Raw genomic sequence first — 20,578 nt, forward strand, 5'->3', positions numbered from 1 at the left:
GGAGCCTGAAAGCAATATCATTGCTCCGGCAACGGCCGCAATCGAAACGACGGCGACGGATCTGATCATTGGCATCCGCTATGCCAGTGGCGATGGCGCAGCCGACCAGCGCGGCAGTGCTTGGCTGACTACATATCAACCCGATGGAACTATCGTGGGCGTTCCGATGCTGGACCGTAACGCTGATTATGATTTGTATGATCGCGCGCTTGCCGTCAACGAAGTGTATGCGAAGGCGCATGAGACTGTGCGCCCTGCACCAAGTGCCGTTTATGAAATTTTCCGTTTCGGACGTTTGTTGAATGGTTCCCCTGAAACCCTGGCGCCTTCGAATTGCCCGCATTGGCGCCGGGTACAGGGTATTCAGCAAGCGGGCTGGATTAATCTTGCTGCAGCAGGAATTAGAAAATTCAGCGACGCAGACTTCCCTGACTGGAAGGGATGGCGTCTGATTGATGACGACACCGACGATGATAGCCGTGCTGAATCTGCCTTGCTCCGGTCGCTCATTGAAGACGCCAGCAGCGCTGATGGCCAGTTGACGCGAGAAGAGCTTATCGCACGCATGAATATCCAGGTAGTGCGCGACGCTCTGGCCAAATGTGTGTGCAAGTTTCCCAGTGAATGGAATCGAGATAGCATTGATGCTCGTTGGGGCTGGCTACAGTCGGACCCCGAATACGGTCTGGATGACGAATCCTGGAACAACCTGCGCAGCCATATTTCTGCCCTGACGGTGCCTGTCGCCGAATTGCCAGGACCACTGGTTGCGGCGCACTGGCATTTTCACCCACAACAATTCATCTTTCATTTCCGTAAATGCCAATGGCTTAGTGCACGCGAGTTCAAACAGATGGTGCCCTGCCACGCAATGCGGCGAGTTGGTCCAAGCTCGATGTTGTGGGAGCAGGTGCAGCCTAACCTGACTGGCGCCACTTCGATTGCCGTTACCCAGCGCGTAGGATTGAACCGGACGGCACGCAAATATGGCATCAATTCTCCAATGCGACTGGCATCGTTCTACGGTAATGTGATCCAGGAAAGCCAATGGTTGAGCCGATTGTCAGAGGGTGGTGGTTCAGAGTATTGGTATGCCCCTTGGTATGGGCGCGGCTTTTTGCAGTTGACCCACTCAAGTAACTACCTCGATTATTGGAGCTTCCGCGGCAGGCGCGTGCCGGCGGCGTTGGACGTGGCACTGAGGGCTGCGCTAAAAGTCCAGGCGGATCTTCAGGTAGCACTGCGAAGCAATGTGACTCTAGCCGACGCAAATTTCCCGCAGTTGACCTCGCAAATTCCTGGCTGGCGTGAGGAAGTGCGCGGAGTTTCAATGGCCGGGTCGACGGATTCGGCCTACGCGCCATCGGATACTGCTGGCTTTTACTGGGCGAAGCTGCAAATGGCCATGTACGCAGATGTTGACCACGAGCTGGAGAGAAGGGTAATTATCGCTGGAGGAGCGACCAGGGTCTATTATCGTAGCCCCAGCTTCTGGAAGGCTTCGGCAGCAGTCAACCTACCGAGGCGCATCGACGATCTGTATGCGTCCAGTTTGAACGGCTTCGATGCGCGCTGCGTTGCCTACGCTTGCTCCCTTGCCGTATTGTCGGAAATGAAGTTCCCAAACGGTGCAGGCGGGGGAAGTTTCGCCTTCCCAGAAGGCTATGAATTCAGGAGGGCTTAAAGAATGAACAGCGTGTATGTATTGTTAATGTTATTGCTGTGTGGATGCGCTAGTGCAGAGCCGAGCTTGGAATCATCTGCTATTCAAGAAGTGTCGGTGCCAAACCGTTTTCGTAAGGAACCGGCATGCGTCGTTAAGCTGCCTCGGACGAAGGCTGTTTGTTCCGTTAAAGGCTGTTCCATGCCACTGACAAAGGGCAGCACACTGAAATCGCTCGAATTGACTTTCACCTGTGTGCCAAAACTTTCGCCGACCGGATTTGACAATGCCGCGGATTATGCCAAGTTGGTGCCCCTGCGCGCGCGCAACGCCTATGGGGACATGTCACTAATTGACGATATTGAAGGCGAACCGGAAGAACGAATGCGACAACTGGACTTTTGCCTTTACGGGAAAGAAGCCAATTTTTGCGGCGGTGCGAATGTGTTGCGTTTGATCGACGGCGAGAAGGCAGACGCAACTGCCGATATCAAGGCGTTCATCGAAAGCATCGAGTTGCGGGATGGGACATTGTGACGTTTCCAGGCTAACGCTGCGCTCTCCAATGCATTAACTGTGACGTTGATGCACTGTCGCAAGCATGACGGGCGCGGAGGCGTAGCCCAGGTCAGCGGAAGCCCAAGTTTCTGGCGCGCATCGGCCGAGGTTAACTTGCGGTCTTGCGTGAATGATCTATATGCGATGGCGCTTAACGGATTTGATGCGCGCTGTGTGGCCTATGCCTGCGCACTTGCCGTACTGTCGGAAATGCGATTCCCCAACAGCGGCGGAAATCAGTCGTTATCCTTCCCTGAAAATTATGACTATAAGAGGACCTGAAGATTGAAAGGATTGTCTTTTTGGTTATCGTTTTTGCTGTGCGGTTGCACTGTGGCGGCGCCTTTAGTACCTCCGGTCATGCAGGTAGTCACGGTTCCAAACCACTTTGACGATGAGCTGTTCTATGCCCGCTGCGGAAGGTAGCAGTCTTCATTCGATTGAACTGAATTTTGACTGTTTTCCCAAGCGGTCTCCGACCGGATTTGATAATCCGCCAGAGTACGTCAAGGTGCAATCACTTCGTGCGCGCAATTCCGTGGGACTTCTGTCGCTGGTCGATGACACCGAAGGCGAACCGGAAGAACGCCTGAGAGATCTGGGCTTTTGCCTTTACGGGGGCAATGGTGACCTTACCCAACCTGGTCGACCAAAGCCCTCCATGTATCGTCAAGCTTCCAGCGGCCCTCGATCAATGCACGGAAAACATGTGCAAACTGTCGCTGCCGAAGGGGGCAATTCTGGATATTCATTTGTCTTGCTTACCCCCCAGGTTCGCTAACCGGAATCGAAAGGCCGCCTCCAGAAGCTTGGGAGGAGTCGGTTCGCGTTGGTGATTCCAACGTCAATATGTTGCTGGCGGATGGCTATCGAGGCACGCCCGAAGAAGGGATGCGGTCGCTCGGTTTTTGCTTCATCGGCATGGAAAACTATTTTTGTGGCTCCACCATGACGCCAAAATTGAAACGCAAGGCAAGGCGCGATGCCACGGAAGCCGTCAAGGCCTTCATCAAAGGCATTGAATTTCGAGAGGCGTTTCCATCTCCGCGTGTCCCAAAGCCTTGAAAATCCTTGCCCAACGCTGCCCTGGTCAGCGACCAGTTGATTGGGATGGCCGCCAGTTCGCATACTTGCGGTCAATCGCGGTCGAGGTACCGTCTTTCACAATCTCCGCCATAGCCGCCGACATCGCGGCGATCTGCGCGTCCGGCACCGCCTTGTTGCAGGCCAGGTAAGCGCGCGAGGTGTGGAAGGTGAGCAGGGGCACGATTTTGCCAAGCAGCCCTTCCTGTGCCAACACGCCGTTCGCCAGCTGGTGGCTGGTCACCCACAGGTCGATGCGCCCCCCGAGCAGCTTGCGCGGGTTGGAGAAATTATCCGGCGCCGTATCCACCGTGAAGCCGCGCGCCACCAGGTACTGGGCACGCACGTCGCCGTTGTAGCCGCCGATGCGCAGGTGCCTCGCGTCATCCAGCGTGGCCAGCTGGAACGGCGGCTTGGCCAGGCCGTACAGCGTCCAGTCCACCTCGCGCAGCGGACCGACCCATTTGAACAAGGTTTCCCGCTCCGGCGTACGGGAGGTGGAAAACACACAGGAATCGGGCGTGCGCAGCGCCAGTTCGTAGGCGCGGCGCCAGGCCATGATCTCGATGGTGTAGCCGATGCCGGCGCGCGCCATGATTTCTTTCACCTTGTCGGGCGAGATGCCGACAATCCTTTCACCTTCGCGCATGATGTCGGGCGGCGTGTACTCGGTAAACAGCTGGAGCGAGGCCGCTGGCGCTGCCAGGGGGAGCGCCAGGACTGTTGCGGCAAGGTGCAGCTTGGGAGTCATAGTCAGCCAATCATGTGCGCCTTGGCGGGTGAAGTCAATCAAAGTAAAGGGCCTTACTTGTGTCCTCGAATAATTGCTGGTACAACATTACTAGTAGCGCAAATCCAACAATTAATCAGCAACTGGAGAACCACATGAAACGACGCGCCCTCATCACCGCACTGGCATGCCTGCCCCTGTTCGGCGCCGGCCTCGCGCAGGCACAAAGCTACCCGACCAAGCCGATCACCATGATCGTGCCGTTTGCCGCTGGCGGGCCGACCGACACCGTGGCGCGCCTGCTGGCGCAATCCATGGGCACCAAGCTGAAACAGCAGATCATCGTGGAAAACGTCGGCGGCGCCGGCGGCACGATCGGCGCTGCGCGCGCCGCCAAGTCGGCGCCGGACGGCTACACCATCTTCCTGCACCACATCGGCCATTCCACCGCGCCGTCGCTGTACCGCAAGCTGAGCTACAACGCCATCGACAGCTTCGAGCCGATCGGCCTGGTGACCGACGTGCCGATGACCGTGGTGGCGCGCAAGGACTTCCCGGCCAAGGACTTCAAGGAGTTCCTGGCCTACGTGAAAACCAACAAGGCCAAGGTCACTTACGCCAATGCCGGCCTGGGTTCGGCATCCCACCTGTGCGGCATGCTGTTCATGTCCGCCATCCAGACCGACCTGACCACCGTGCCATATAAAGGCACCGGCCCGGCCATGAACGACCTGCTGGGCGGCCAGGTGGACTTCATGTGCGACCAGACCACCAACACCACCAGCCAGATCAAGGGCGGCAAGATCAAGGTCTACGGCGTCACCACCAAGACCCGCGTGCCGTCGATGCCGGACGTGCCGACCCTGAATGAAGCCGGCCTGCCAGGCTTTGAAGTGGCGGTGTGGCATGGCATGTATGCACCGAAAGGCACGCCGAAGCCAGTGATCGATTCCCTGGTCGGCGCGCTGCAGGTGGCGCTGAAAGACCCGGCGGTCAAGCAGCGCTTCGCCGACCTGGGTACCGAGCCGGTCGACACCAAGCGCGCCACGCCGGAAGCCCTGCGGGCGCACCTGAAGGCCGATATCGACCGTTGGGGCCCGATCATCAGCAAAGCCGGTGTTTACGCTGATTAAGCGCCGAGCAAGGAGAATCTGATGTCTTCCGCAATCCGCCACCCGAAGGATTTCTGGATCGGGGTGATCTTTATCGCCATCGGGCTGGGCGCCGTGTTCACGCGCGGCGACCTGGCCATGGGCACCTCCGTCCGCATGGGACCGGCGTTCTTTCCGGTCGTGCTGGGCATCCTGCTGGCCGTGATCGGCGCAGCAGGCGTGCTGCGCTCCTTCTTCCGCCACGGTGAGCCGATGGAGAAGCTGCACCTCAAGCCGCTGGCCCTGGTCAGCGTGGCCGTGGTGCTGTTCGGCATCCTGATGCGCGGCGCCGGCCTGGTGCCGGCCGCCGCCGTGCTGGTGCTGGTCAGCGCGTATGCCAGCCCGAAGTTCCGCTGGAAAGAAGTGGCACTGCTGGCCATCGGCCTGGCCGGCTTCGCCTATGTGCTGTTCATTAAATTGTTGGGATTGCCGATACCTGCGCTCGGCCCCTGGCTCGGTTTCTAGGGAGCAGGCATGGAAATTTTAAGCAACCTGGGTCTGGGTTTTGAAACAGCCTTCACCCTGACCAACCTGCTGTACTGCCTGATGGGCGTCTTCATCGGCACTGCGGTCGGTGTGCTGCCGGGCCTGGGCCCGATCGCCACCATCGCCATGCTGCTGCCGGCGACCTTCGGCCTGCCGCCGGTGGCGGCGCTGATCATGTTGGCCGGCATTTATTACGGCGCCCAGTATGGCGGCTCCACCACCGCCATCCTGGTCAACCTGCCGGGCGAATCATCCTCGGTGGTGACAGCCATCGACGGCTACCAGATGGCGCGCAATGGGCATGCCGGCAAGGCGCTGGCGACGGCGGCTTTGGGCTCCTTCTTTGCCGGTACGGTGGCCACCGTGGTGGTGGCATGTTTCGCACCGCCATTGGCCGACCTGGCGCTGAAGTTCGGCCCGGCCGACTACTTCTCGCTGATGGTGCTGGGCCTGGTGGCGGCGGTGGTGCTGGCCAGCGGTTCGCTGCTGAACGCGATCGGCATGGTGATCCTGGGCCTGCTGCTGGGCATGATCGGCACCGACGTCAATTCGGGCCAGCAGCGCTATACCTACGATGTGCCGGAACTGGCGGAAGGCATTTCCTTCGTGATCGTGGCCATGGGCATGTTCGGCATCGGCGAGATCGTGCGCAACCTCGAGCATGATGAGGACCGCCATATCCTGATGAAGAAAGTGTCGGGCTTGATGCTGACAAAGGAAGACTTCAAGCGCATCCTGGCGCCGGTCTTGCGCGGCACCTTGCTCGGCTCGGCGCTCGGCATCCTGCCGGGCGGCGGCGCCATGCTGGCGTCCTTCGCCTCCTACTCGATCGAGAAGAAGGTGTCGCCCAATGCCAAGGAGTTCGGCAAGGGCGCCATCGAAGGGGTGGCGGCGCCGGAATCGGCCAACAACGCCGGCGCCCAGACTTCCTTCATCCCGATGCTGACGCTGGGCATCCCGTCCAATCCGGTGATGGCCCTGATGATCGGCGCCATGATCATCCAGGGCATTACGCCGGGGCCGGCGGTGATGACCGAGAAACCGGAGCTGTTCTGGGGCCTGATCGTGTCGATGTGGTTCGGCAACCTGTTCCTGGTGGTGCTGAACCTGCCGATGATCGGCCTGTGGGTGAAGATGATCACGGTGCCTTACCATCGCCTGTTCCCGGCCATCCTGCTGTTCTGCGCGATCGGCGTGTTCAGCCTGAATAACTCCCAGTTCGATGTCTGGCTGATGGCGCTGTTCGGGGTGTTCGGCTATATCTGCGCCAAGCTCGATGCCGAGCCGGCGCCGATGCTGCTCGGCTTCATCATCGGTCCGATGCTGGAGGAGTACCTGCGGCGCGCCATGACGCTGTCGCACGGCGATCCGATGGTGTTCCTCAACCGGCCTATCAGCGCCACCCTGCTGGCGCTGGCAGGCCTGGCGCTGGCGGTGGTGCTGTCGCCCGCCTTGCGCAAGAAGCGGGAAGAAGCTTTCCACGAAGAGTGAGAGAAAGATAACAACGCCCGGTTCGCCGGGCGTTGTTTCGTTGTGGCCCGACAACGCAGCAGCGGCCTTTATTCAACTGCTTAAAGCGCAGGCAGGGGTGGGTGACAAAGGGTGAGATTCCTGGCGAGGGTGCTGTCTATACTGAAGATTCTCAGTGGCAACACCTTCCCTTCAGGAGCTCACCCAAAATGAACAGCCCAGCCCTCCAGCAAAGCCAGCTGCAAGAAGTCGAACTGCAGGCCATCAACGCCGCGCTCAATCGCGTCCAGGCCGTCATCGAATTCCAGCTCGATGGCACCATCCTGCACGCCAACGACAACTTCCTGAGTGCGGTCGGCTATACGCTGGATGAGGTGCAAGGCCGCCACCATTCGATGTTCTGCGACAGTGCCTTTGCCGCCAGCGAACCCTATAAACAGTTCTGGCAACGCCTGCGCGGCGGCCATTACGAACAAGGCGAGTACAAGCGTGTCGGCAAAGGCGGGCGCGAGATCTGGATCAATGCATCCTATAACCCGGTGTTCGATGCCGATGGCAAGCCTTATAAAGTAATCAAGTTCGCCACCGACATCACGGCCAGCAAGCTGCGCAACGCGGAATACGAGGGCAAGGTCAGCGCGATGGACAAGGCGCAGGCGGTGATCGAGTTCGACATGGGTGGCCACGTGCTGACCGCGAACAGCAACTTCCTCGATGCGATGGGCTACTCGCTGGACGACATCAAGGGCGAGCACCACCGCATGTTCTGCGAGACCGAATACGCGTCCAGCGTCGATTACAAACGCTTCTGGCAAAAACTGAACCGCGGCGAATTCGACGGCGGCCGCTACAAGCGCGTCGGCAATGGCGGCAAGGCGATCTGGATCCAGGCCACCTACAACCCGATCCTCGACATGAACGGCACGCCTTTCAAAATCGTCAAGTTCGCCAGCGACATTACCGAGCAGGTGATGATGGAGCAGGGCATCAAGGACAAGGCAGCCAGCGATGCGGCCAAGATTGAACGCTTGCTCGATGCGGTGGCGCGCGCGGCAAAAGGCGACCTGACGGCCGAAGTGCCGCTGGCCGGCGATGAGCCGCTCGACCAGCTGGGCGCCGGCATCGGCAAGATGATGGGCGACTTGTGCGGCGTGATCGGGCAGGTGGTGATGTCGGCCACCGCCTTCGCCGACGACGCCGAGGAGATCGCCAACCGCGCCGGCGTGGTGGCGGGCGGCTCGCAGGAGCTGGGCGCGACGGTGGAGGAAATGAATGCCACGGTGGACGGCCTGACCCGTTCCATCGATGCGATTGCCACCAGTACCGGCCATGCCAATGAGCTGGCCAAGTCCACCCAGGACGAGGCCGAGGCGGGCGCCAAGGCAGTGGCGCGTTCGATCGAGGCGATGGACCTGATCAACCGCTCGTCGGAAGACATCGGCGAGATCGTGAAAGTGATCAGCGATATTGCCAATCAGACCAATATGCTGGCCTTCAATGCGGCCATCGAAGCGGCGCGCGCAGGCGAACATGGGCTGGGCTTCTCGGTGGTGGCAGACGAGGTGCGCAAGCTGGCTGAACGCTCTTCGCAGGCGACCAAGGAGATTTCCAAGCTGATCAGCGAGTCGGTGAAGCGGGTCAACACCGGCACCGCCATCTCGCACCAGGCCAGCGAAGCCTTCGACCGCATCGTGAAGGGCGTCGGCAAGACCAGCGAAGCGATTGCCGAGATCTCGCATGAAGCCAGGGAGCAATTACTGTCGGCGCGCGAGGTGAGCGTCGCCATCAACCATATCGCCGAAGCGGCCGAGCAATCGGCCGGCAGCTGCGACAGCATTGCTTCGTCCACTTCCAGCCTGAATTCGCGCGCCGGGGAATTGAACAAGCTGGTCGCCGGTTTCGTGGTGTAAGCCATGGAAGCCTTGCGTGTGGTATCGGCGCCGCCGCAGGCGGACGCCGGGGCAGCGATCGAACTTTTCGGCTCCTTCCTGCTGGGCGGGGACGAGTTCGCGCTGCCCGCACTGTGCATCCGGGAAGTGGTTAATTTCCCCGAGCGCATGACCAGCCTGCCGCTTGCCCCGCCTTACCTGGAAGGCATGTTCACCTTGCGCGGCAGCGTGATCCCGGTGGTGAACCTGGGGCGCTTGTTCGATCCGGCGGCGCCGGCGGCCGAAGCGTTGAACAAGATCGCCATCATCGACTACCAGGATGCGCAGGTCGGTTTGCTGGTTCACGCAACCGGTGAAATCCTGCGCGTGCGGCCCGAACAACGCAGCCGGTTGCGTTATGCGGAGGGTTCGGCACAAGGGGTAGTAGCCGGCACCATTTTGCTGGAGGAGGGCAGGCGCCTGGTCCAGGTGCTCGACATCGAGCGCCTGGTGCGGATCGAGAACGTGCCGCAGGTGCAATCGATGCGCGCCAGCGGTGCGGAAACGCGGCGCCAGTTGCGGGTGGTCGGCGAGCGCCGCCATGCGATCAGCTTCCGCGCTGCCGGCGCCCGCTTTGCGATGGAGATGAAGGCGATCCAGGAGATCGTGCGCGTGCCGGAACTGTCCGAATCGATCCTGGCCAGCACCCTGTGCCGCGGCCGCATGCAGTTCCGTGGCATGCAGGTGCCGGTGGTGGATTTTGCCGCACTGGCCGGCGGCCAGCCGGCGCTGGCCGATGCCGGGCAGCGCATCCTGGTGGCCCACATCGGCGAGGCAACGCTCGGATTCCTGGTCGACGAGGTGGAAAGCATCCTGCATTTCAGCAGCGATGAAGTGCTTGCCATTCCTTTGCTGAGCAAAGAGCGCAGCGCCATGTTTGCCGGTTGCGTGGCGCGCGCCGGCGAGGAGGATGTGATCCTGCTGGACCACGATGGCATCTTCTCGCGCAGCGAGATCGGCGAGATGGACCTGGGCCATCGCCAGCTTTACCCAGCGCAAGCCAGGCCGGCGGCAGCGGGCCAGCGTGCCGGGCGCAAGGTCTACCTGAGCTTCCGGGTCGGCGAGCTGTTCGCACTGGAATTGAAGCAGGTACGCGAGATCATCGACCATGCCGGCGACATCAGCCATCCGCCAGGCATGCCCGACTACCTGTGCGGCGTGCTGAACCTGCGCCAGCAGCTCATCAGCCTGGTCGACTTGCGCCGCCTGTATGGCATGGCAGCGGGCGAAGGCGCAGGCAAGGTGCTGGTCATCGAGCGGGAAGAAGGGCGATACGGCCTGCTGGTCGACGCGGTGGCCGACATCGTCACGGTCGATGACGGCAAGCGCTTCGCCGCGCCCTCGCTGATGAAGACCTCGGCGATTGCACAAGGCTTGTCGGCCGAATCGAACGAGGTGGTGGAGCTGCCGCAAGCAGATGGAAGCACGCACAGCACCTGTTTGCTCGATCTGGAACGCGTGATGAAGCGAATTTTGCATGTCGCGTAATCGCGACGAAAAAAAATTTTCAAACGCATCATTCAGTCGCCCCGTTCTCGCGCCCAAGCGCGGACCGGGGCGCTTCAGTTTTTATACAGCCTTTATCTAAAGGCGTTATGCGAAGGTGGCCGGCAGCGCGATGGTCGATCGCAGCGCGCGAGGTGCTCGCGAAGCGCGATTCAATGTGCGTGAACTCGCAGATCGACGCAAAAAAAGAAGAAGAAAATCATTCGTGCTGGTTGCGCATCGACAAGCTTTCGTGTACTTTGCGAACTTGAAATCGCGTGAATTTGCAAGCACAGTTTTTTGAGTGTGTTGTTACCGCAAAAATCGAAAAATAATGGGAACCAAAAACGCATACATATGCTGAAAGACCACACGACGACAGCGAAGCCGCTCACCTGATCCCCCCGATCAGGCCGGGCGGTTTTTTCTTTGAACGCTGGTCGTATCACGTGGCCCGACGAGGGGTCGAGGAGCTGAATTCACGCCCCACCCGCGCAATCGTCGCGACAAAGAATTTGAGTCCTGCGCTGCCAAGCACCGGCGCAGGAATCGATGGCTGAAGCGCTGCACTTGTGAGGAGGTGCAGCAGTTCAGCTGGGTGCAGAATTCATTAGCGCAAACCGCAACCCTGTTTGTGCCGATGAATAATTCGCCTGGTCCAGCGCAGGGCCGGACGGGTTTTAAATTTATGCGTGGATCTTTCCCATCCCAGATGAAGGAGAACTAAAAATGGCAACCGCCGCTAAGAAGAAACCAGCAGCCGCTAAAGCAGCTGCTCCAGCAAAGAAAGCTGCCGCTAAGCCGGCCGCTAAAGCCGCAGCTAAACCGGCTGCTAAACCAGCCGCTAAGAAAGCCGCTGCCAAGCCAGCCGCTAAACCAGCCGCTAAGAAAGCTGCCGCTAAGCCAGCAGCAAAACCAGCAGCTAAGAAAGCCGCCGCTAAACCAGCTGTGAAGAAAGCCGCTGCTAAGCCAGCAGCAAAACCAGCAGCCAAGAAAGCAGCAGCTAAACCAGCAGCGAAGAAAACCGTCGCCAAGGCAGCAGCTAAGCCAGCAGCTAAAAAAGCAGCCGCTAAACCAGCAGCTAAAAAAGCCGTCGCTAAAAAAGCAGCAGCTAAGCCAGTAGCGAAGAAAGCTGCAGCTAAGCCAGCAGCCAAGAAAGCCGCCGCCAAACCAGCAGCTAAAAAGACCGTAGCTAAAGCTGCTGCCAAGCCAGCCGCCAAGAAAGCCGCTGCCAAGCCAGCAGCCAAGAAAGCTGCTGCCAAACCAGCTGCCAAGAAAGCTGCTGCCAAGCCAGCTGCCAAGAAAGCCGCTGCCAAGCCAGCTGCCAAGAAGGCTGCTCCTAAAGCTGCTGCCAAGCCAGCCGCTAAGAAAGCTGCTGCCAAGCCAGCTGCCAAGAAAGCCGCTGCCAAGCCAGCTGCTAAAAAAGCCGCTCCTAAAGCCGCCGCAAAACCAGCTGCCAAGCCTGCAGCTAAAAAGGCCGCCCCAAAAAAAGCCTCGGCTAAGCCAGCAGCTAAGCCAGCTGTTGCGCCAGTAGCCGTAGCACCGGCTGCAGCTCCTGCTGCAAAACCAGCTGCCCCTAAAAAGGCCGCTGCCAAGAAACCTGCTGCTCCTAAGAAGGAAGCTGTGAAGCCAGCTGCCGCACCAGCACCTGCTGCTGCAGCTCCAGCTCCAGCCGCCGCTCCGGCAGCAAAAACCGTGATCGCCCCGGCAGCCGCCTGGCCGTTCCCGACCAGCACCCGTCCTGCCTAAGCCCTTAAACGCTTAGTGCCGAATGGCGAAGACACCGCTGTGTGAGACAATCGCACAGCGGTTTTTTTATTTGGAGTGAACTCGTGTTTAGTATTCTTAAGCTGATCGTCGATGTCGCCGCCGGCCTGCTTGGCGGTGTGCTCTTGCTGCGATTCTGGATGCAGGCTATTCGCGTCCGCCCGCCTTCGTCGGTGGCACAGTTTACTTTTCAATTATCGGACTGGCTGGTGCGCCCGCTGCGCCGCATCGTCCCCGGGATGGGGGGGTATGACTGGGCCAGCCTGATTGGCGCTTTCCTGATTGTGATCCTGGCGACTTCGGTGCTGTTCCTGGTCGGCGCCACACCGGAGGTTGTACTGCTGGCAGCCTTGCAGCGCTTCCTGGAATGGATACTGTTCGGCTTTATGGCGCTGCTGATCGTCGAAGCGATTTTCAGCTGGGTCAATCCGCATGCCCCGCTGGCGCCGTTCGTGCGCGCGTTGAACGACCCCCTGCTCAGGCCTATCCGCAAAGTGGTGCCGCTGGTTGGCAACCTTGACCTGTCGCTGCTGGTGGCCCTGATCCTGCTGCAAATCTGCCAGATCCTGCTTGGCATGCTGTTCGGCCGATGAGCCGTTCGTGGTACTCCCCGCTGCCGGGCGGCGTGCGCCTGGCGGTGCAGATCCAGCCGAATGCGAAAAAGACCGAAGTGGTCGGGGTGCTGGAAGATGTGCTGAAGATCAAACTGGCCGCGCCACCCATCGAGGGGAAGGCGAATGAGGCGCTGGTGAAATGGCTGGCCGGGGCCCTGGGGGTGTCGCGCAGCGCGGTGACGCTGACGCATGGGCAGACCAATAAGAAGAAACTACTTGAGGTGACTGGGGTGACGCTGGAGGATGTTGGCCGGCTTTTAAACCGGTAAACCAGTGTCTGACCCAAGGGTCAGACACTCCCCGGAATTGCCGGGTTTAGAAACGGTACCCGAACGCCGCCTCAAATTTGTCGGCAATCTCCGCAGGGGTGAACACGTGGTTCTGCGCCCCTTTGGTGACGATCTTGATCGCGCCCAGCAAGCTGGCAAGCCGGCCAGTCGATTCCCATCCCAGGTCGTTGACCAGACCAAACAGCAAGCCAGCGCGATAAGCATCGCCGCAGCCGGTCGGGTCCAGGTCGAGCGACGAATCCACCAGTACGGCAGGAATATCAATCCGCTTGCCCTGGGTATAAATCTCCGAACCCTTCTCGCCACGGGTCACGATCAGCGCCTCCAGCTTCGCCGCGATATCCGGAATCGTCAGGCCGGTACGCGACATCAGCAGCTCGATCTCATAGTCATTGCAGGTTACATAAGTGGCCTGCTCGATGAAGCCGATCAGCTGTTCAGGCGTGAACATCGGCATCTGCTGGCCCGGATCGAAGATGAACGGGACACCCAGGCGTGCCAGGTCTTCTGCGTGCTTCAGCATGCCCAGGTGGCCATCCGGCGAAATGATCGCGATGCGGGCCGGGCCGGCTTTCTCGATCGGGTTCTCGTGTGCGAAAGACATGGCGCCAGGGTGGAAGGCGTTGATCTGGTTGTGGTCTGCATCGGCGGTGACGAAGCACTGCGCGTTGTAGGCATCCTTCTTGATCAGGATATTGTCGGTCGAGATGCCGAGCTTCTGGAAGCGTTCCAGGTAGGCCGCGCAATCCTGGCCCAGCACGCCGACAATGCGCGGGTCGCCGCCCAGCATCTTGAGCGAGTAGGCAATATTGCCGGAGCAGCCGCCAAACTCGGTGCGCATGGTCGGCACCAGGAAGGATACATTGACCTTGTGCAGCTGGTCGGCCAGCAGCGTGTCGCCGAAACGGCCTTCATATTGCATGATGATGTCGATGGCCAGGGAGCCACAGACAAGCGCGGTTTTAGTCATAGTATTCTTAAGGGTAGAAAATGGCGATGTGATAGCCGGAAGCTTTGAGCTCTTTTAGTTCGAAGTACAGTTTAATGCTTTGCTCGCTGCGCGGGCCGAAGCCTTTTTCGGCGTCGGCAGGCGACGGCAGGTATTCGCCCGGAGCGAAGACGCGGCGCAGCACCGGCTTGTCGGCGTTGTCGTTCAGGGTCAGCTCGACATGCGGCCAGGCTTGCGGGGTCTTGGACTGGTTGCGCAGGACGGTGCTGAAGCTGAAAGTGTTTTCAGTCATGCTGGCCAGTTCGCCCGGTTCGACGCTAAGTGCGTCGAGCTGGGTTGGCAGGGCGATCTTGCAGCCCAGCGGCTGGCACACTGCGGCCAATGCCGGCTTCAGTTGCGGGTAGTTGGCGGCCAGCGTGTCGCGGAAGGTGGTCGCGGCTTGCAGCACCAGCCCGGCCAGCAGTATCGGGACGCCGAGCGCCATCGTGATCGTGACGGCCTTGCCATATTTCTGGCTGCGGTCGACGCGCTTCACGAAATTTAGGTCGGAGTGGTCTAGGTCCCCGGCGTTGGCGTCGGCTTTGGCTTCAGCTTCGTCAACGCCGGCGATGGCGCGCATGCGGGCGGCGATTTCTTCGGCGCTCGCTTCAGCTTCCGGGCCGTTTTCTTCGATGGCGAAGACGTCATGTTCTGCGCCCGGGGGGCTGGCGTCGCGGCGCGATTTGGCGCGTTTCAGGGCGCGTTCGCGGCGCGACTTGGCCGGCGGTTCGACCGGTTCGAGCACTTCGTCGTCGGTGACGGACGCACCGTCATCCGGGGCGTCCGTGTTGACGGCTGCTACGGCGTGCAGGGCGGTTTCGTCGGGCTCGGCCAGGCTCCACGGCTCGCCAGCCGCTGCTGCGTCGGCCGCTGCTGCGTCGGCCGCGGCCCATGGTTCGGCGTCAAGCGGCGGCCCGTCCAGGCTATCTGCCTCGGCCGCTGCGGCTGGCGCGTCGGGCGCGGACCTTTCGTCGGACGGCAGGTCTTCAAAATGGTGCGCGTCGTCGAGGGCGGCGATGACCAGGTGTTCCTGGGGCGTGTGGAGCGCGGGCCCGACGCGGCCGTCAGGGTGCGTATTGTCGGCTGACCATTGGTCGATAGCATCCAGAAGGGAGGTGCCGGTGCGCTCGCCCGTTTCCCCAACCGCGATGTTGTCGATTGCCTGCTCTGGCTCGGCGGACGCTGTGGTTTCCAATGCAAGCGCATCATCCAACGGGGCCAAGTTCTCTTCTGCCGCATGCCCCGGCTCGGCGGGAGTTTCGTCTTGATGCTCAACGTGTGATGGCGTTTCGAATGCGAGTGCTGCATCCGCAGGGAGCGCGGTCTCGCCGGCGGTTTGCGCCGGCTCGGCGAGGAATGCTTCGCCTGGCAGCTGTGCATCGACTGCGGCAGGTGAATCCGCGTGATCGGGCGGCGATGGCGCTTCAAAAGCAAGTGCACCTTCCGCCGTGGGCTGGGCCTCTTCGGCAACGTACACTGGCTCGAGGGGGATTTCTTCTTCCAGCGGAGACGCGTCGGCGTCGGCTGGCGACTCCACATGGTCTTCCGGCAACAAGGACTCGACGGGTGTTTCGTCGCGATACGAAGGCGCTTCAGCTTCGGCCGGCAAATCCGCATGGTCGACAGGCGACGTCGCTGCGATTGCGAGGGCCGGTTCCGACGGAAGCGTGTTTTCTTCGGCAGCCGGCAACGATTCGGCGAGTGTTTCGTCGCGATGGGGCTGCGCTTCCACGACCGGCGAATCTGCCAGGGCGGCCGGCGTTGCCACGGCAGCTTCATTGACTGCCTGCGGCGCGTGCCCGACGGAATCGGACAGGGGAGCGGCTGCCGGTGTGCCTGTAACGGCCGGCGGGACAGGAACGACTGGAGATACCGCCTCCTCGATGGAGGCTGCAACTGGTAGCGGTGGCGGCGCAGGCGCGAATACCGGGCGCGCTGTGGGTGCGGCCGGTGCCGCGGCAGCCGGTGTCGTTTTTGTAGTGGCCGAGAAGGTGATATCCGGCGACAGTACGTCCGGATGCCAGGCCGGGGCAGCCGGGGACGGGGCTCTATCCGGCGGCGGAGGTGCCAATGGTGTCGACGCTTCTGCCGTTGCCGAGAAGATATCGTCTGGCGCCACCAAGTCGGCCAGCGACGACAGGCCGGCAGGCGACCGGGCCCGTGACGGAAGCGACACGGCGGCGGTATCGGGTACCAGCGGAGGCGATGGTTCGGCCGCGGCAGTGAACGTGGCGTCGGGCGACACGACATCGATCAGCGAGCGCGAAGCTGGCGATGACGGCGTTCGAGTTGCCGGCGGCAACGCAGCCGGCACCGAAGCGGGTGCCCTTGGTGCCTCAGCCGCGCGCAACGGTGCGGCCTGCTGCGATTGCGGCGCAGCATGCGTGGTCGCAGCCGCGAAGGCGCGGGTCACGGCGGCTATGGCGATGTCGTCAGGCGAAGGCGCTTTGGCTGGCGGTTGGGCTGCAGCGGGTGCCGGCTCGGCGACAGGCAAGGAGCCGGCCACGCTTGACGTCGCGCCGCTCGCGGGTGCGGTAGCGGAGCGCCAGACGGCAGGCGACGCAGCTTCGGCAGCCGGCACGGCAGCGCGCGGGGCTTCCTTGGGCGGCTCGCCGGCCAGAGGCGCAGCGACAGGCGTTTCGGCGAAATCGATCTCGAAATCGACCGGCGAACCATGCACATAGTCGGAAATCGCCGGCTTCGCAGGCGGCGCATCGGCAACTACATCGGGAATGACAGGAGTCGGCTTGGCCGCCGGTTCAACCAGGGCAGCATTGCCATCGAAAACCAGCGCGCAGGAGCCGCAACGGACAATGCCCCCGCGTAGTTTCAGTTGGTCAGCCGCGACCCTGAAGATCGTACTGCAATGGGGGCATTTAGTGGCGAGCGCCATCAGTCAGGGAAAAACCTTATGCCAGCGTGCCGGACAGGCACACCCAGCCTTCGTGCTCAGCCCAGACGCTCAGTTTGATGAACGGCGCGTAAGCCGCCGCGACTTCTTCCGCCTGGCGCGCCAGCACGCCGGACAGCACCAGCGAACCACCCGGCGCCACGCGGCCGGACAGCATCGGTGCCATCAGCTTCAGCGGCGAGGACAGGATGTTGGCCACCACGATATCGAAACGCTGCGCAGCAAACGCCGACTCCGCGAAATCATCCGGCACGAAGTACTGGATATCTTCCACGCGGTTGCGTACCGCATTGTCGTTGGCAGACACCACAGCCTGTGGATCGATATCCACGCCGGCAACGGTGGTAGCGCCCAGCTTGCGCGCCACCATGGCCAGGATGCCGGAACCGCAACCGTAGTCCAGCACCGATTTGCCTGGCGCCGGATGGGCCTCCAGCCATTCCATGCACAGCTTGGTGGTCGGGTGCGAACCGGTACCGAAGGCCAGGCCCGGGTCCAGTTCCAGGATCAGCGCGGACGGATCCGGCGCTGCATGCCAGCTCGGCACGACCCAGATGTTCTTGCCGATATGGATCGGCTCAAATTGCGACTGGGTCAAACGCACCCAGTCAGCGTCCTCCACCTTGCGGGTGGTGAACTTGGGCAGGTGAGCCAGCCCGATCGCGCCGGCGGCAGCCGCCACGATCAGGGCCTGGTCTTCCTCGTCATCGGTCAGCGCGACCACGCGGCTATGATCCCATGCCGCTTCGGTCGGCTCCATGCCCGGCTCGCCGAACAGGGGTTTTTCGGCGTCGGTGCCTTCATCGGCATCCTCCACCGACACCGACAGCGCGCCCGCATCCATCAACGCTTCGGACAGGGCCTCAGCGTGTTCACGGGCTACTTCGATGACGATTTCAGTCCAGCTCATATTATTACTACCTGCCTTATTTACCTGCTTTTGGCATTTCTGCCAGTCGTTGTTCAAGATAGTGGATGTTGGTGCCGCCTTCGATGAAGCGCGCATCGACCATCAGCTCGCGGTGCAGCGGGATGTTGGTCGAAATGCCTTCGACCACCATTTCCGACAGAGCGATCTGCATGCGGCGGATAGCCTGCTCGCGGGTTGCGCCGTAAGTAATGACCTTGCCGATCATCGAATCGTAGTTCGGTGGTACAAAGTAACCCGCATAGGAGTGCGAGTCAACACGCACGCCTGGGCCACCCGGAGTATGCCATGCAGTGATGCGGCCTGGCGACGGGGTGAACTTGAACGGATCCTCGGCATTGATACGGCATTCGATGGCGTGGCCGGACAGCAGCACGTCGCGCTGGCGGAAGCGCAGCTTCTCGCCCGCGGCAATGCGGATCTGTTCCTGCACGATGTCGATACCGGTGATCATTTCGGTGACCGGGTGCTCAACCTGGACGCGGGTGTTCATTTCGATGAAATAGAACTCGCCGTTTTCATACAGGAATTCGAAGGTGCCGGCGCCACGGTAGCCGATCTTGCGGCAAGCTTCGGCGCAGCGGTCGCCGATCTTCTCGATCACCTTGCGTGGGATGCCGGGGGCCGGTGCTTCTTCGATCACCTTCTGGTGGCGGCGCTGCATCGAGCAGTCGCGTTCGCCCAGCCAGACTGCGTTCTTATGTTCGTCGGCCAGGATCTGGATTTCCACGTGGCGCGGATTCTCCAGGTACTTCTCCATATAGACTTCCGGATTGCCGAAGGCGGCGCCGGCTTCCGATTTGGTCATGGTGACCGCGTTCAGCAGGGCAGCTTCGGTATGCACCACGCGCATGCCGCGGCCACCGCCGCCGCCTGCGGCCTTGATGATGACCGGATAGCCGACTTTGCGGGCGATCTGCACGATGACTTTCGGATCATCCGGCAGGGCGCCTTCGGAACCTGGCACGCAAGGCACGCCGGCTTTGATCATGGCGTGCTTGGCCGACACTTTGTCGCCCATCATGCGGATCGATTCGGCGCGCGGGCCGATAAAGACGAAACCGGATTTTTCCACGCGCTCGGCAAAGTCCGCGTTCTCGGACAGGAAGCCGTAGCCTGGGTGGATCGCTTCCGCGTCGGTCACTTCGGCCGCGGAAATAATGGCCGGCATATTCAGGTAGGACTGGGCCGAAGGAGCAGGGCCGATGCAGACGGATTCGTCGGCCAGCTTCACATACTTGGCGTCACGGTCGGCCTCGGAGTGCACGACCACAGTCTTGATGCCCAGTTCGCGACACGCGCGCTGGATGCGCAGGGCGATTTCACCGCGATTGGCAATAAGGATTTTTTCAAACATGGCAGCTTCTATGTTTGTGTGGAAAGGGGAGGTTGTGTTGGCTGCCTGGGTATCCATTGCAGCCATGGCCCGGCTTTAGCCGATCACAAACAATGGCTGGCCGAATTCGACCGGTTGGCCGTTCTCGACCAGGATCTGGGTGATGGTGCCGGACTTGTCGGCATCGATCTCGTTCAGCAGCTTCATCGCTTCGATGATGCACAGGGTGTCGCCCTCTTTCACGGTGGCGCCCACTTCAACGAAGGCTGGGTTGCCAGGTGCGGAAGCGCGGTAGAAGGTACCCACCATCGGGGACTTGACAACGTGGCCGGTTGGCTCGGCGGCAGCTGGAGCGGCGGCAGGCGCGGCAACCGGTGCGGCGACGGGAGCGCCGGCAGGTGCGTAATGGGTTGGCGCTTGCGACGGCATCATCATTACCTGGTTTTGGGCCAGACCGCCGGACTTGACGATGCGAACCTTGCTTTCGCCTTCGGTCACTTCCAGTTCAGCGATGTCCGACTCTGCTACCAGGTCGATCAGCGTCTTCAGCTTGCGTAGATCCATGTTGTTGGCTCCCTTGTTCTATCTATTATGTTGACGGTTACTTTGATGCCGCCTTATGGGCGGCATCGCGTTAGATGTGCGCAGATCGCGGTAGATTACTTGCTTTTTAAGGCAAAGTCGATGGCGAGACGATATCCCTCGATACCAAGCCCGCAGATCGTCCCCTGTGCGATTGCGCTGAGATAGGAATGGTGGCGGAACTCCTCCCGCCGATAAATATTCGAAATGTGTACTTCAATAAAAGGAATCGCTACGCCTGTCAATGCATCGCGCAGTGCGACGCTGGTGTGGGTATAGCCTCCCGGGTTGATGACGATGAAATCCACGCCCTCGGTTCGGGCTGCGTGGATGCGGTCAATCAACGCTCCTTCGTGGTTGCTCTGGAAACAGGCGAGCTGGGCCCCGGCGGTCCTGGCCTGTGCCTGCGCAGCCTGTTCAACGTCTGCCAAGGTGCTGGCGCCGTAAGTTTCAGGCTCGCGCGTCCCCAACAAATTCAGGTTGGGGCCATTAAGTAGCAACAGCTTCGATGCCATGATTCCCTGACCATTTTCCGCGAAAGTTCCGCATTTTGCCGCCATCTACGAGCATTGGCAAGAGAAAATAACTTGGCGGAAGTTAATAGAACG

At 60.9% G+C, this 20,578-nt stretch carries 18 protein-coding genes; 10 read left to right on the forward strand and 8 right to left on the reverse strand.

What is annotated here, in order from left to right; all coding sequences use genetic code 11:
- The first annotated feature begins 1,864 nt into the window (after nucleotides 1-1,864).
- Nucleotides 1,865-2,200: a hypothetical protein gene (locus ASD07_RS10765; protein ID WP_055929279.1), complete on the forward strand. Its 336-nt coding sequence runs from the start codon at nucleotides 1,865-1,867 to the stop codon at nucleotides 2,198-2,200.
- Nucleotides 2,201-3,070: 870 nt separating this feature from the next.
- The gene (locus ASD07_RS30775; RefSeq protein WP_156397965.1) at nucleotides 3,071-3,286 is read left to right on the forward strand and encodes a hypothetical protein; all 216 of its coding nucleotides are present in this window, start codon (nucleotides 3,071-3,073) and stop codon (nucleotides 3,284-3,286) included.
- 25 nt (nucleotides 3,287-3,311) lie between these two features.
- Here the strand turns inward: ASD07_RS30775 and ASD07_RS10770 are convergent, their stop codons facing one another.
- Complete coding sequence (locus ASD07_RS10770) at nucleotides 3,312-4,055, reverse strand: ABC transporter substrate-binding protein (RefSeq protein ID WP_057247105.1); 744 nt, start codon at nucleotides 4,053-4,055, stop codon at nucleotides 3,312-3,314.
- Between the two features lie 134 nt (nucleotides 4,056-4,189).
- Between ASD07_RS10770 and ASD07_RS10775 the strand changes: the two genes are divergently transcribed.
- The 5 genes from ASD07_RS10775 (at nucleotide 4,190) to ASD07_RS10795 (ending at nucleotide 10,557) form a co-directional block, all read left to right on the forward strand.
- Nucleotides 4,190-5,167 carry a tripartite tricarboxylate transporter substrate binding protein BugD gene (locus tag ASD07_RS10775; RefSeq protein ID WP_055929283.1) on the forward strand — a complete coding sequence of 326 codons (978 nt, stop codon included), beginning with the start codon at nucleotides 4,190-4,192 and terminating at the stop codon, nucleotides 5,165-5,167.
- Nucleotides 5,168-5,188: 21 nt separating this feature from the next.
- On the forward strand, nucleotides 5,189-5,650 hold the full coding sequence (locus ASD07_RS10780; protein WP_055929286.1) for a tripartite tricarboxylate transporter TctB family protein: 462 nt from the start codon (nucleotides 5,189-5,191) through the stop codon (nucleotides 5,648-5,650).
- Between the two features lie 9 nt (nucleotides 5,651-5,659).
- On the forward strand, nucleotides 5,660-7,162 hold the full coding sequence (locus tag ASD07_RS10785) for a tripartite tricarboxylate transporter permease (RefSeq protein WP_055929289.1): 1,503 nt from the start codon (nucleotides 5,660-5,662) through the stop codon (nucleotides 7,160-7,162).
- Between the two features lie 188 nt (nucleotides 7,163-7,350).
- Nucleotides 7,351-9,051: a PAS domain-containing methyl-accepting chemotaxis protein gene (locus ASD07_RS10790; RefSeq protein WP_055929292.1), complete on the forward strand. Its 1,701-nt coding sequence runs from the start codon at nucleotides 7,351-7,353 to the stop codon at nucleotides 9,049-9,051.
- Nucleotides 9,052-9,054: 3 nt separating this feature from the next.
- Nucleotides 9,055-10,557: a chemotaxis protein CheW gene (locus ASD07_RS10795; protein ID WP_055929295.1), complete on the forward strand. Its 1,503-nt coding sequence runs from the start codon at nucleotides 9,055-9,057 to the stop codon at nucleotides 10,555-10,557.
- Nucleotides 10,558-11,240: 683 nt separating this feature from the next.
- Here the strand turns inward: ASD07_RS10795 and ASD07_RS31400 are convergent.
- Entirely contained in the window at nucleotides 11,241-11,882 is a 642-nt protein-coding gene (locus ASD07_RS31400) for a hypothetical protein (protein ID WP_200953787.1), read from the reverse strand.
- 295 nt (nucleotides 11,883-12,177) lie between these two features.
- Between ASD07_RS31400 and ASD07_RS32055 the strand changes: the two genes are divergently transcribed.
- The 3 genes from ASD07_RS32055 to ASD07_RS10810 all read left to right on the forward strand — a co-directional run bounded on the left by ASD07_RS32055 (nucleotide 12,178) and on the right by ASD07_RS10810 (nucleotide 13,204).
- On the forward strand, nucleotides 12,178-12,303 hold the full coding sequence (locus tag ASD07_RS32055; RefSeq protein WP_255356994.1) for a hypothetical protein: 126 nt from the start codon (nucleotides 12,178-12,180) through the stop codon (nucleotides 12,301-12,303).
- Between the two features lie 101 nt (nucleotides 12,304-12,404).
- Nucleotides 12,405-12,914 carry a YggT family protein gene (locus tag ASD07_RS10805; protein WP_055931743.1) on the forward strand — a complete coding sequence of 170 codons (510 nt, stop codon included), beginning with the start codon at nucleotides 12,405-12,407 and terminating at the stop codon, nucleotides 12,912-12,914.
- Nucleotides 12,911-13,204 carry a DUF167 domain-containing protein gene (locus ASD07_RS10810; protein ID WP_055929302.1) on the forward strand — a complete coding sequence of 98 codons (294 nt, stop codon included), beginning with the start codon at nucleotides 12,911-12,913 and terminating at the stop codon, nucleotides 13,202-13,204. The genes ASD07_RS10805 and ASD07_RS10810 overlap by 4 nt, the downstream gene beginning before the upstream one ends.
- 46 nt (nucleotides 13,205-13,250) lie before the next feature.
- Here the strand turns inward: ASD07_RS10810 and ASD07_RS10815 are convergent, their stop codons facing one another.
- The 6 genes from ASD07_RS10815 to aroQ all read right to left on the reverse strand — a co-directional run bounded on the left by ASD07_RS10815 (nucleotide 13,251) and on the right by aroQ (nucleotide 20,485).
- On the reverse strand, nucleotides 13,251-14,195 hold the full coding sequence (locus ASD07_RS10815) for a carbohydrate kinase family protein (protein ID WP_055929304.1): 945 nt from the start codon (nucleotides 14,193-14,195) through the stop codon (nucleotides 13,251-13,253).
- 7 nt (nucleotides 14,196-14,202) lie between these two features.
- Nucleotides 14,203-17,106, reverse strand: a complete 2,904-nt coding sequence (locus ASD07_RS10820; protein WP_055929307.1) for a DUF3426 domain-containing protein — start codon at nucleotides 17,104-17,106, stop codon at nucleotides 14,203-14,205.
- 16 nt (nucleotides 17,107-17,122) lie between these two features.
- A complete protein-coding gene (gene prmA / locus ASD07_RS10825) occupies nucleotides 17,123-18,034 on the reverse strand; it encodes a 50S ribosomal protein L11 methyltransferase (protein ID WP_055929312.1) in 912 nt (303 codons plus the stop codon).
- Between the two features lie 16 nt (nucleotides 18,035-18,050).
- Nucleotides 18,051-19,409 carry an acetyl-CoA carboxylase biotin carboxylase subunit gene (gene accC / locus ASD07_RS10830; protein WP_055929314.1) on the reverse strand — a complete coding sequence of 453 codons (1,359 nt, stop codon included), beginning with the start codon at nucleotides 19,407-19,409 and terminating at the stop codon, nucleotides 18,051-18,053.
- A 75-nt stretch (nucleotides 19,410-19,484) separates the two neighbouring features.
- Nucleotides 19,485-19,952: an acetyl-CoA carboxylase biotin carboxyl carrier protein gene (gene accB / locus ASD07_RS10835; RefSeq protein ID WP_055929317.1), complete on the reverse strand. Its 468-nt coding sequence runs from the start codon at nucleotides 19,950-19,952 to the stop codon at nucleotides 19,485-19,487.
- A gap of 95 nt (nucleotides 19,953-20,047) precedes the next feature.
- On the reverse strand, nucleotides 20,048-20,485 hold the full coding sequence (gene aroQ / locus ASD07_RS10840) for a type II 3-dehydroquinate dehydratase (RefSeq protein WP_055929321.1): 438 nt from the start codon (nucleotides 20,483-20,485) through the stop codon (nucleotides 20,048-20,050).
- Nucleotides 20,486-20,578 lie beyond the last annotated feature (93 nt).

Origin of the sequence: Duganella sp. Root336D2, assembly GCF_001425005.1 — a bacterium.
Lineage (GTDB): Bacteria > Pseudomonadota > Gammaproteobacteria > Burkholderiales > Burkholderiaceae_D > Rugamonas.

Coding starts and splice junctions, on each gene's coding strand:
- ASD07_RS10765 (WP_055929279.1), top strand. CDS start 1,865: ATGCCACTGACAAAGGGCAGCACACTGAAATCGCTCGAATTGACTTTC.
- ASD07_RS30775 (WP_156397965.1), top strand. CDS start 3,071: ATGTTGCTGGCGGATGGCTATCGAGGCACGCCCGAAGAAGGGATGCGG.
- ASD07_RS10770 (WP_057247105.1), bottom strand. CDS start 4,055: ATGACTCCCAAGCTGCACCTTGCCGCAACAGTCCTGGCGCTCCCCCTG.
- ASD07_RS10775 (WP_055929283.1), top strand. CDS start 4,190: ATGAAACGACGCGCCCTCATCACCGCACTGGCATGCCTGCCCCTGTTC.
- ASD07_RS10780 (WP_055929286.1), top strand. CDS start 5,189: ATGTCTTCCGCAATCCGCCACCCGAAGGATTTCTGGATCGGGGTGATC.
- ASD07_RS10785 (WP_055929289.1), top strand. CDS start 5,660: ATGGAAATTTTAAGCAACCTGGGTCTGGGTTTTGAAACAGCCTTCACC.
- ASD07_RS10790 (WP_055929292.1), top strand. CDS start 7,351: ATGAACAGCCCAGCCCTCCAGCAAAGCCAGCTGCAAGAAGTCGAACTG.
- ASD07_RS10795 (WP_055929295.1), top strand. CDS start 9,055: ATGGAAGCCTTGCGTGTGGTATCGGCGCCGCCGCAGGCGGACGCCGGG.
- ASD07_RS10810 (WP_055929302.1), top strand. CDS start 12,911: ATGAGCCGTTCGTGGTACTCCCCGCTGCCGGGCGGCGTGCGCCTGGCG.
- ASD07_RS10815 (WP_055929304.1), bottom strand. CDS start 14,195: ATGACTAAAACCGCGCTTGTCTGTGGCTCCCTGGCCATCGACATCATC.
- ASD07_RS10820 (WP_055929307.1), bottom strand. CDS start 17,106: ATGGCGCTCGCCACTAAATGCCCCCATTGCAGTACGATCTTCAGGGTC.
- prmA (WP_055929312.1), bottom strand. CDS start 18,034: ATGAGCTGGACTGAAATCGTCATCGAAGTAGCCCGTGAACACGCTGAG.
- accC (WP_055929314.1), bottom strand. CDS start 19,409: ATGTTTGAAAAAATCCTTATTGCCAATCGCGGTGAAATCGCCCTGCGC.
- accB (WP_055929317.1), bottom strand. CDS start 19,952: ATGGATCTACGCAAGCTGAAGACGCTGATCGACCTGGTAGCAGAGTCG.
- aroQ (WP_055929321.1), bottom strand. CDS start 20,485: ATGGCATCGAAGCTGTTGCTACTTAATGGCCCCAACCTGAATTTGTTG.